Genomic DNA, 9,568 nt, shown 5'->3' with positions numbered 1-9,568 from the left:
GGCGCTGGGACCAGATTACGGCCCTCTGGCGAGAAGTAAGAGAGGAGAGCCGCATGGTTGCTGCCGGTGATAGCTTTGTCCATTACACGGAAACCAGGCGTTTATATAAACTGCAGATGCAAGATGGCAAAACTATTATTTTGGATCAGGATCTAGTCAGAATCCAGGAGCTGGTCGATCTCCTGGACGAGCAGATTAAGAGCCGTCTCCTGCCCCAAGTCATTGCGGCCTTCGAGGCTGGCGATACAGTGACCTTTGGTGATTTGGGAATCAACAGGGAAGAGATAAGCTGGAAAGGCGAGACAATCTTCTGGGCTGAGATTCGTACGATGACCCTCAGAGAGACCACGCTGGTTATAGAAAAGCTAGATAAGAAGGAAGCCTATTGGCAACTCATCGCTATGCCCAACATCAGCCTGTTCCAGGGCCTCAAAGATTACATATTCCAGCGCTATCAAGGCATCTCAGGGCCAGAGGGCTAGGCTACAAGGAGCTGCCTGCCTGAGCCAGACAGAGCGGCTGCTCTCTCTGGGGGGAGGACTTCAGTGCCTGGTCCGGCAGGCTGAGGGGCAGCGCTAGACGCTGGAGGGGAGCGAGGGGAGCGGCCTTGCGTTCAGCCAACCCAGTTTCTGGGGATTGACCACGCCATAGATACGTCTGATGCGCTTCCCTTGCGGCTCCAGCTCCAGCATGACCACGCCTACCGCCTTCCCTTGCGCCAGGCCGATGATCGCCGGCTGACCGTTGACCTCGGCGAGCCGCGGCTGCAGATCCGGCGGGAACCACTTGCGCAACGCGCCGAGCATGCCGCGTGCCACGCGCTTCGCCCCCTGAATCGGCTTCAAGGCGGCCTTGACCTGGCCGCCGCCGTCGGCGATAAAGACGGCCTCGTCGGTCAGCAGACCAAGCAGACCCTCTATATCTCCTTCAGCGGTTGCGCGCAAGAACTGGGCCGTCAGCTCTTCCTGCTGAGCACGCGGAACCCTGAAACGTCGCTCGCCCTGTTCCAGGCGTTGATGAGCGCGGTGCAGCAATTGTCGACAGCTTGCGGGTTTCGTGCCGAGCGCTGCTGCAATCTCGGCGTAGTCGTAGTCAAAGACCTCGCGCAGCAGTAAGACTGCCCGTTCGCGGGGGCTGAGCTTCTCCAGCATCAGGAGGAAGGCGAAGGAGAGCGATTCAGCCAGCTCCGCGCTTGCGATCAGCTCGGGAGCGTGAGCGGTCGCCAGCGGTTCCGGCAGCCAGGGACCAACATAGATCTCACGCCGCCTGCGGGCGGAGCGGAGCTGATCAAGACACAGCCGCACCACAACGGTAGTCAGGTAGGCGCGTGGCGACTGCACGGCTGGCTCATCGGCTTGCAGCCAGCGTACGAAGGCCTCCTGTACGATGTCTTCGGCTGCGCTCGCCTCGCCGAGCATACGATAGGCGATCGAAAAGAGCAGGACCCGATACGTGTCGAAAAGGCGCGCGGTCTCCTCGCTTGTCTTCGTCATAAGTGGACTGCCTTGTGAACTGAGAGAGTGTGTGCCGCCAGGCGGCTCCTCGACGGCGAGTGTCTGTGTCCCGGACCTCTAAGTGCCCGGGACACAGACAGACAAGAGCATGATACCTCAGACCATTCCTAGGCAGCCAGCCCTGAGCCTGGTCGACCAACAGCCGGTTGTCGTGCTCTGATCAGGTCTGTGAGCAGGAGCTGCGCCGCCTGGCGCCCGCTGGCAAAGCAGGCATCGGCCAAGTAACCGTCCTGACCGACCCAGTCGCCCGCCAGGTAGAGGCCACCGATTTGGGCTACGCGTGGCTCTGGACGGCCAGCAAAGCCATCGCCAGTAGCCGTTGGTACAGCTCCCAACACCTGCAAGTGGGGCAGGAAGAAGCGCTTGACCACCAAACCACGCCAGCCCGGTTGTGCCGCATCAAGCAGCTCCTCCAGCTCATGTTCGTGCTGGCGCGCGTCGCTGGCGGTCAGTGGATCAAGGTAACGGAGGGCATGCAGCACTGCTCCTCCGGCGGGAGCAACACGGGCAAAAAGCGACTGGGCTGAGTAGAAGCGCGGTTGGTCCAGGTCCAGGGCTACAGGCCGGTCGGGACGCGGCAGATGCCGCAGTGCTACATCCAGACAAGCTACTGTCAATGGCTGGAGAGCGGCGAGGCGCTGGGTCAGCGCTGGGTCGGCTACCAGTCGCATGACATCAGCCGGCTCAGTGGCTAGCACTACTGCCTGCGCCTCATGTAACTGCCCGTCGTCCAGCTCAACGCCCCGGACCCGGCCATTGTGCTGCACCACCGCGGTGATGGGCTTTCCTGTATTGATATGCGCTCCGGCCTGCTCAGCCGCCCGACGTAGCCCGACTACCAGGGTTTGCCAGCCGCCGTCAATATAAAGGACTGGCCGCCTTAGCGAAAGCTGCAACTGCGTGAGAAAAGGTTCCATGCTGATCAGCCCCAGGTTGCCGCTGTAGGTCAGGGTGCGGGCACTAGCCAGCAGCAGCCGACGGACTCGCTTGTGTCGGACATGCTGGTCGATCCAGGCCTGCACGCTGACAGAGGCCAGCGAGCGTGGCCTAAGCAGGGCTAACCTGGCCAGGAGGGTCAGCAGCTCCCATTTTTCGGCCCCTGCAAGCAGGGCGGTTCTCAGCAAGCTGATGGGATCACCCGGATAGGCAAAAAACTGGCCCTCGAGCAGCGCCTGAACATTGCGCGGTGAGCCGGCGGGGACACGGATGGCCAGTTCGTGCAGCACCTGCGTCGCTGCCCCGCCTGCATAGAGGGCATGGCCCCCACGGTTTAAGGCATAGCCTTGCTGCTGCCAGGTGGTGGCGCGTCCACCAGGGTTGGCTGCCTTTTCAAACACCGCTACCTTCAGCCCGGCCCGCGCCAGATAAGTGGCGGCTGTGAGACCGGCCAGGCCGCTGCCTACAACAATAATGGTATCCTTCTGCGACATAGCGGATCTATCCTCCTCACGTGCTTAGCTTGGTTGATTGATGACACAAAGCAGACGGGGCAGCGCCTCATGCTGTGACAGAGCAGACGGGGTGATCGCTCACGAACTCAAGCGCCAGCTCCACCCACACGTTATCTGAAAAGACCAGCCTCTCTCTGCCCCTCCCTGAGACAAGGGTGGAGAGATCTCAGCGATGGTCAGGTGTAAAGATGGGTCAGCTATCAAAAGGGATCGCAACGGTGGGGGAGACACATAGGCGACAGGGGATAGAGCCAGATATACCATACCCGATCGTTCATTGGCTAGCTCAGCCTGCCGGTCCAGTCTAGATCGGCAGCATTGTTACTGTCCCCCTTCCACTGCATGGTCAGCTCCTGGTACACTTGAAGAAGAAGCGTCAGACAGCTCTTGAATGAGAGCGCTGCCCTCGACACGAGGAGGAAAGGAGATGCTGCGAGGAGCCTGATCGCTGGCAGAAAAGAGATCACCCTTGAAGATCAGGTCAATACGCTTCCATCGAGAAGATTGTGTCTTCTGGACTCTGGCCGCTAGTTACCGTTTGGGCGCAAGCGGATGGGGGCTAACAGGGGAAAAGCAGAGAGCGGAGAGGCGCAATTGGTGCAGGCCCGGTCCTTGCTGGCTGGCGGCAGGGTGATCTGGGTTCACTCTCTCTGCTCACTCCATCCAGAGTGATAGCCAGAGGCATCGCAAGGAGGCTGAGTGATCTTGTCTAGACCTCGCTGCGTTCCAGTCGCGAGCTGAGGACTGCTCGAACGTGCACTAAAGGAAGGAGTAAACGCTGGACATGGCGGAGTCGGAAAACACCTATGTGATTGATCCCGAGAATGCTGGCGAATTGGCGCGATTGATGCAACAGGATCGGCTGTTAACGCAAAGCATGGGGGGTCTGTTGCCGGAGCCAGGGATCACGCTCCCCGAGCAGGGGCGTGTACTCGATTTGGCCTGTGGGCCGGGTGGCTGGGCACTGGAGCTGGCCTTTGAGCATCCCACGATAGAAGTCATCGGCGTAGATATCAGCCGGCAGGTGATCGACTATGCGCGGATGCAGGCCCGGTCGCGAGGGCTGGAGAACGTCCACTTTCACGTGATGAATGTGATGGAGCCGCTGGCCTTTCCCGATGGCTCTTTTGACCTCATCAATGGACGGCTGCTTTTTGCTTTCATGCTGCCAAAGGCCTGGCCAGAGCTGCTGGCCGAGTGCTATCGGCTGCTCAAGCCGGGCGGTATCGTGCGCCTGACCGAAATGGAGCCGATGCTCACGACAAGCCTGGCTTATCAGACATGGATGGCCTACATGTCCGAGGCGCTCAAGCGGGCGGGCCAAAGCTTCTCACCAGACGGGCGCCACTTTGGCATCACGCCGGTCTTGCCGCGCCTGGTAAGGCAAGCGGGCTTTTCCTCGGTGCAGCTACGAGCCAGTGTCATTGAGTGGTCGATGGGCACAGAAGCCCATTACTCTGTTTTGAAAGACAGCCTGATCGGCCTGGAGCTACTGCAGCCGTTCCTGGTGAAAATGGGGGTAGCGACCAAGGAGGAGCTGGAACGCTTGTATCAGCTAGCGACGGCTGAGATGCAGCAGGAGGACTTTTGTGGCCTGTGGAACCTGCTGACAGTCTGGGGGCGCAAGCCTGGTGATCTGAGGGCAGCGGAGACCACCGGAGAAAAAACCAGCTAAGCCAGCCGGTCGGCGGACAATTGAATAATCAGAAGATCTGGCAGAGAGAGGGCCAGCGTCAGCACAGCGCTGCTCTCTCTGCTGTTATCACACTCTTCTTGTCTCATCTCTTCAACGTGCCTCATCTCTTTTCAGCCTCCTGGCTCATAGGCTACAATGCAAGCAGACAGGACAAAGCAAGGCTCTTGAGTCACCGGGCGCTCGCGTACCCGGGCCATGTCTGCCACAGATGTTCTTCCTTCCTCAAAGAGGAGAAAGGCGGCAGTCTATGAAACTGATCACTCCTGTTGTTGAGCGCTGGCTGGAGGAAGCGCGTGAGAATCCGGAAGCCTTCTGGAGTAAGGCCGCGGAGCAGCTTCCCTGGCTCCGGCTCTGGGACCGCACCTTTGAATGGACCCCGCCAACCTTCCGCTGGTTCATTGGTGGGGAGACTAACCTCTGCTACAGTGCCCTGGATCACCACGTTAAACGCGGCTGGGGTGGCCATACGGCCCTCATCTATTTGAACGAGCGCGGTGAACGGCGTCTCTACACCTATGCCCAGCTCCTGCATGAGGTCGAGCGCTTGGCCGCGGCACTGCGTGGACTGGGTATCCAGCGCGGGGACCGCGTCACAATCTACATGCCGACCTTCCCCGAGGCCATTATGCTCATGCTCGCCGCTGTGCGCATCGGGGCCATTCACCTTGTAGTCTTCGCGGGCTTTGGCGCCCAGGCCCTGCGTGATCGCATCGAGGCCAGCGGTTCACGCCTGGTCTTTACCACTGACATCACCTATCGCAAGGGCAAAGAGACCAACCTCAAGGCCATCGTCGATGCAGCCCTTGCCTCTGGCGGTAGCAGCGTCGAGCACGTCATTGTTCTCCAGCGTGGCAGTCAGCCTGTGGCCATGCAGACAGGGCGTGATCTCAGTTGGCAGGAATTCTTAGCCTATGCCAGTGGCCAGAGCGGCAGCTATCTCCCTCTAGAGGCCAACGAGCCAGCCTACATTCTGGCCACTTCTGGCACTACGGCCAAGCCTAAGCTAGCCGTGCACGTGCATGGCGGTTACCAGGTACACATTCACAGTATGGGGCAATGGGTCTTTGGCCTCAAGCCGACCGATGTCTGGTGGTCGACCTCAGACATCGGCTGGGTGGTTGGCCACAGCTATATCGTCTATGCTCCGCTCATCGTCGGGGCCACGACCCTGGCTTTTGAGGGGGCGCTAGACTATCCCACGCCCGAGGTGCTTTGGCAGACCATTGAGGAGTTTGCCGTCAGTGGCATCTTCACCTCTCCCACGGCTGTACGCCTGCTCATGAAGTATGGAAACGAGCCCCCAAGCCGCTACAATCTCTCCTCGCTGGAGCGTGTCTTCTGTGCTGGTGAGGTGCTCAACGCGCCAGCCTGGTCCTGGTTGCAGGAGACCGTCCTGCGCAATCGCGTGCCGGTGATCGATCACATGTGGCAGACAGAGACCGGAGGGCCGATCTTTGGCAATCCCTATGGTCTGGGCATGCTACCCATCAAGCCCGGCTCGGCCACCATTGCCCTGCCTGGTATCGAAGCCCGCGTTGTCTCGCCACTCGACGGCAGGCCGCTAGGTCCCGGCGAAAAGGGGGTCATGGTCATCACGCGCCCCTTCCCGGGCCTCATCCCAACGCTGTGGAACGATGCCGAACGCTACGCGCGCGACTACTGGGGCGTCTTGCCGGGAGTCTACTACACCGGCGATTCCGCCCAGGTCGACGAGGATGGCTATGTCTGGTTCGCCGGGCGAGCCGATGAGATCATCAAGATCTCTGGCCATCGTATCGGCACCATCGAGGTCGAGACCGCCTTTCTAAAGCATCCGGCAGTCGCTGAAGCTGGTGTCACCGGGCGCCCCGACGAGCTACGGGGAGAGGTGATCGTTGCTTTTATCGTCCTCAAGGACGGCTATGAGCCGTCCGAGGCCTTAAAGCAAGAGCTACTCAAAACCGTGCGCACCGAGCTAGGGCCTGTTGCCGTCATCAGCGAGCTGAATTTCGTGAACATGCTGCCCAAGACGCGCAGCGGCAAGATTATGCGTCGTGTCTTGCGGGCCGTCACTTTGGGGCGTGACCCTGGCGACGTCTCAACCATCGAGGACGAAGCATCGGTCTCTGAAGCGCGCCAGGCCTGGCAGCGGCTGCAGGCCGACATTTCCCCGCGCTAATAGCTGTGAGCCTCGCTCTGGCGGTGTAGATGGGTGAGGCGATGAGTGGTGCAAGGCCGTCTAGTGAGCTAGATGGGGCGGCGCGGGCACCGCTGCCCCCTCCCTCAGGCTGTCCTTGTTGTGCACCTTCTCGCCCCTGGGTGGTCAGTTGCCCGTTGCGTGGCTCTGCTTGCTTGAGGCGGACAGGCACACGGACGGGTGACTGACCACGGTCCTGCTCTATGGCTGGCGCTGGGGCGCGAGGGTTCTTAATCGCTCCCGGCTGCCAGGGCCTCTAGCTCTTGCCGCAGCCGCTGAACATCTCTTACCGGCGGCAAGCCGAAGAGTCCCCGATAATCGCGATTAAAGTGCGAGACATCCTGATAGCCGACGCGGAAAGCAGCGCTGGTGGCATCCAGTCCCTCATTCAGCATCAGGCGGCGCGCCTCTTGCAAGCGAAGCTGCTTCAAATAGCGCAGCGGACTCAGGCCGGTAACGGCCTTAAAGTGATGGTGCAGACTGGAGACGCTCATACCAAGCTCACGAGCCAGGTGCTCGATGCGCAGCGGCTCGGCGAAATGTCGGCGAAGGTAGGTGACGGCGCTGGTGATTGCCGAGGGCATACCACCTTGGAGCACCAGGTGACACAGGCGTCTTCCTTGCTCGCCAACAAGCAGGCGATAGATAATCTCGCGCGTCACCAGCGGCATCAAGATCGGCGCCTCTTCCGGCGTCTCAAGCAGCCTGACCAGGCGGACCACAGCATCAAGGAGACGCTCATCAAGCGGGCTGACATTGACAGCGTGTGCGGAGCTGCGTTTAGGCACGTAGCCGGCGGAGAGCAGGACCTCTGTCACCTGAGAAGGGGTCAGGCGCAGAGTCAGACTGAGATAGGGTCGCTCGGGGCTGGCTTCGATGACGCGACTTAAACGCGGCAGCTCGACAGTTGCCAGCAAGTAATGAAATGGATCGTATTCATAGCGGTTGCGCTCGACAAGGACCTCCTTGCGCCCCTGAGCAATCACACAGAAGGATGGCTCGGCAACGCTGGGTAAAGGAATGGATGGCGAGGAGAGACGCGCCAGGGTTAAGCCATCTAGCAGCTCGACGGCCCCGTCTCTGGGAACAGCCCGGGCGATCCGCTCAGCCAGCTCCTCGCGCTGAGCCTGGAGCTGCCGTAATGTGCGCTCATCTTGCGGTCGCGCACGCTCTGCGACGGCGGTAATAGTCATTGATGTCGAGACCTCCTCTACTAGAGCGTTGCCTTGTGGCATGTGCAGAATCTGCCAATTCCTGACGAGGATTATTCTATCATCTTTGGCCAGGGAACCTCTATAATGCTTCCGGAAGTGGAAAGCACAAGTGAACAAACAAGTGTGTGCCCCCAGCACAGGTTGGAGTGGCGCCTGGGAGTGAGGGGTAAGCTGGAAGTAGAAGGGCGTAGGCTCCAGGCAACCAGTAAAGCGTAGGCAGGCGAGATTGGCAGTACGCTAACTCTGGGCCTGGTGTTGTCGCACTCCGGCTGCTGAGGAAGCGTCTTAGACGCGTACGACTGGTCATAGCTAGTCATAGTTAGGAAGACAAGAGCCAAAGGAGGATTACAAGAGCAATGGAGATCAGACGCAGCGGCTCGCAGCCCTCGCAGCAAGGGCCTGCCGCCACCTTTACTGGTACTGTCCGCATTGATCCCCTCTTCGAGGCTCCCAGTCCGGCGCGTGTGCGTGTAGCCAGCGTGACCTTTGAGCCTGGGGCACGTACCGCCTGGCATAGTCATCCGCTGGGGCAGACCCTGATCGTCACAGCCGGCTGTGGACGGGCTCAGCGCTGGGGTGGCCCTATTGAGGAGATCCGTCCGGGTGACGTCATCTGGTTCGCGCCCGGAGAGAAACACTGGCATGGGGCGGCGCCAACTACGGCCATGACCCACATTGCCATCCAGGAAGAGCTTGACGGTAAAGTGGCTGACTGGCTGGAGCACGTCAGCGATGAGCAGTATGGGCAGCAGTCCTGACCTGAGTGCCCCAGACAGTTAGTGATGAGGAGGACGAGCAAGACAACACTGCTGGTCCCCCATCGCCCAGGAGGTAATCCCCATATGGGTCAGAGTCAGAGAGATATGCGCGCCGCCCTGCAGCGGCGCAGCGAAATTGAGATTACGGTCAAAGGGCGCAACAGTGGGCGCTCTTACAGCTACCCGGTGTGGTTTGTGCTAGAGGGCGAGGCTCTCTATTTGTTGCCTGTTCGCGGCACCGAGACCGGCTGGTACAAGAACCTGCGCCAGGCCCCCACCTTGCAAGTGCGTGCCGGTCAGCAGGCTCTCACGGCAAATGTGCGTCTGATTGAAGACCAAAGCCGTGTCGCCGCCATTGCCGAGCGCTTCCGCGAGAAATACGGGGCCAGCCAGATCCAGACCTATTATCCTCTCATCAACGTGGCCGTAGAGGTCCCTCTGACTGGGCGGCCCGGCTAACGACCACAACCCTATGTACCCGCTTGGCTCTTTGCCTCGTTGTCCAGAGCTGGCCAGTCCAGGGCCAACAGGTAGGAGGCTAACTAGCCTCTGTGCAGCGTGATGTCGCTGACCTGATTGGTCACTGGCTGGCCTCCTGGACGGTTTCATGACTGCGAGCCAGTAGAGGTTCAGCTCCTCTGTTACTGCTGTGGCTATTGGATCAGCGTATGGACAATAAGTTCCTGCCAGCCCCGCAAAAAATGTATGTTGTTTGATCTCCTCATCCTGAATAGGGCGAAGAGGCTATCGACATTTAAA

Annotated in this window: 9 protein-coding genes; 5 read left to right on the top strand and 4 right to left on the bottom strand. The window is 60.0% G+C overall.

Features of this window, described 5'->3' with window-relative positions; translation table 11 throughout:
* On the top strand, positions 1 to 482 hold a 482-nt coding region (locus IRZ24_RS12035; protein WP_297164480.1), incomplete at its 5' end, for a DUF6585 family protein.
* A 93-nt stretch (positions 483 to 575) separates the two neighbouring features.
* Here the strand turns inward: IRZ24_RS12035 and IRZ24_RS12030 are convergent.
* Positions 576 to 1,493: an RNA polymerase sigma-70 factor gene (locus tag IRZ24_RS12030; protein WP_297164478.1), complete on the bottom strand. Its 918-nt coding sequence runs from the start codon at positions 1,491 to 1,493 to the stop codon at positions 576 to 578.
* Between the two features lie 128 nt (positions 1,494 to 1,621).
* On the bottom strand, positions 1,622 to 2,944 hold the full coding sequence (locus IRZ24_RS12025) for an NAD(P)/FAD-dependent oxidoreductase (RefSeq protein ID WP_297164475.1): 1,323 nt from the start codon (positions 2,942 to 2,944) through the stop codon (positions 1,622 to 1,624).
* A gap of 805 nt (positions 2,945 to 3,749) precedes the next feature.
* On the opposite strand from IRZ24_RS12025, the gene IRZ24_RS12020 reads away from it, so the two are divergent.
* Positions 3,750 to 4,640, top strand: a complete 891-nt coding sequence (locus IRZ24_RS12020) for a class I SAM-dependent methyltransferase (RefSeq protein WP_297164471.1) — start codon at positions 3,750 to 3,752, stop codon at positions 4,638 to 4,640.
* Here the strand turns inward: IRZ24_RS12020 and IRZ24_RS12015 are convergent.
* Positions 4,637 to 4,765: a hypothetical protein gene (locus IRZ24_RS12015; protein ID WP_297164468.1), complete on the bottom strand. Its 129-nt coding sequence runs from the start codon at positions 4,763 to 4,765 to the stop codon at positions 4,637 to 4,639. The two genes, IRZ24_RS12020 and IRZ24_RS12015, sit on opposite strands and share 4 nt — an antisense overlap.
* Before the next feature lie 143 nt (positions 4,766 to 4,908).
* On the opposite strand from IRZ24_RS12015, the gene IRZ24_RS12010 reads away from it, so the two are divergent.
* The gene (locus IRZ24_RS12010; RefSeq protein WP_297164464.1) at positions 4,909 to 6,819 is read left to right on the top strand and encodes an acetate--CoA ligase; all 1,911 of its coding nucleotides are present in this window, start codon (positions 4,909 to 4,911) and stop codon (positions 6,817 to 6,819) included.
* 248 nt (positions 6,820 to 7,067) lie between these two features.
* On the opposite strand, the gene IRZ24_RS12005 is transcribed toward IRZ24_RS12010, so the two are convergent.
* Complete coding sequence (locus IRZ24_RS12005; protein ID WP_297164461.1) at positions 7,068 to 8,030, bottom strand: AraC family transcriptional regulator; 963 nt, start codon at positions 8,028 to 8,030, stop codon at positions 7,068 to 7,070.
* 377 nt (positions 8,031 to 8,407) lie between these two features.
* Here IRZ24_RS12005 and IRZ24_RS12000 point away from each other — a divergent pair, with 377 nt between their 5' ends.
* Positions 8,408 to 8,809: a cupin domain-containing protein gene (locus IRZ24_RS12000; protein WP_297164458.1), complete on the top strand. Its 402-nt coding sequence runs from the start codon at positions 8,408 to 8,410 to the stop codon at positions 8,807 to 8,809.
* Positions 8,810 to 8,893: 84 nt separating this feature from the next.
* The gene (locus IRZ24_RS11995; protein WP_297164455.1) at positions 8,894 to 9,268 is read left to right on the top strand and encodes a nitroreductase family deazaflavin-dependent oxidoreductase; all 375 of its coding nucleotides are present in this window, start codon (positions 8,894 to 8,896) and stop codon (positions 9,266 to 9,268) included.
* Positions 9,269 to 9,568 lie beyond the last annotated feature (300 nt).

The organism is Thermogemmatispora sp., assembly GCF_019683755.1.
Classification (GTDB): domain Bacteria; phylum Chloroflexota; class Ktedonobacteria; order Ktedonobacterales; family Ktedonobacteraceae; genus Thermogemmatispora.
The sequence above is the reverse complement of the archived record's forward strand: the minus strand, read 5'-3'. Positions and strand labels throughout refer to the sequence as shown.

Coding starts and splice junctions, on each gene's coding strand:
- IRZ24_RS12000 (WP_297164458.1), top strand. CDS start 8,408: ATGGAGATCAGACGCAGCGGCTCGCAGCCCTCGCAGCAAGGGCCTGCC.
- IRZ24_RS12015 (WP_297164468.1), bottom strand. CDS start 4,765: ATGAGGCACGTTGAAGAGATGAGACAAGAAGAGTGTGATAACAGCAGA.
- IRZ24_RS11995 (WP_297164455.1), top strand. CDS start 8,894: ATGGGTCAGAGTCAGAGAGATATGCGCGCCGCCCTGCAGCGGCGCAGC.
- IRZ24_RS12005 (WP_297164461.1), bottom strand. CDS start 8,030: ATGACTATTACCGCCGTCGCAGAGCGTGCGCGACCGCAAGATGAGCGC.
- IRZ24_RS12030 (WP_297164478.1), bottom strand. CDS start 1,493: ATGACGAAGACAAGCGAGGAGACCGCGCGCCTTTTCGACACGTATCGG.
- IRZ24_RS12010 (WP_297164464.1), top strand. CDS start 4,909: ATGAAACTGATCACTCCTGTTGTTGAGCGCTGGCTGGAGGAAGCGCGT.
- IRZ24_RS12020 (WP_297164471.1), top strand. CDS start 3,750: ATGGCGGAGTCGGAAAACACCTATGTGATTGATCCCGAGAATGCTGGC.
- IRZ24_RS12025 (WP_297164475.1), bottom strand. CDS start 2,944: ATGTCGCAGAAGGATACCATTATTGTTGTAGGCAGCGGCCTGGCCGGT.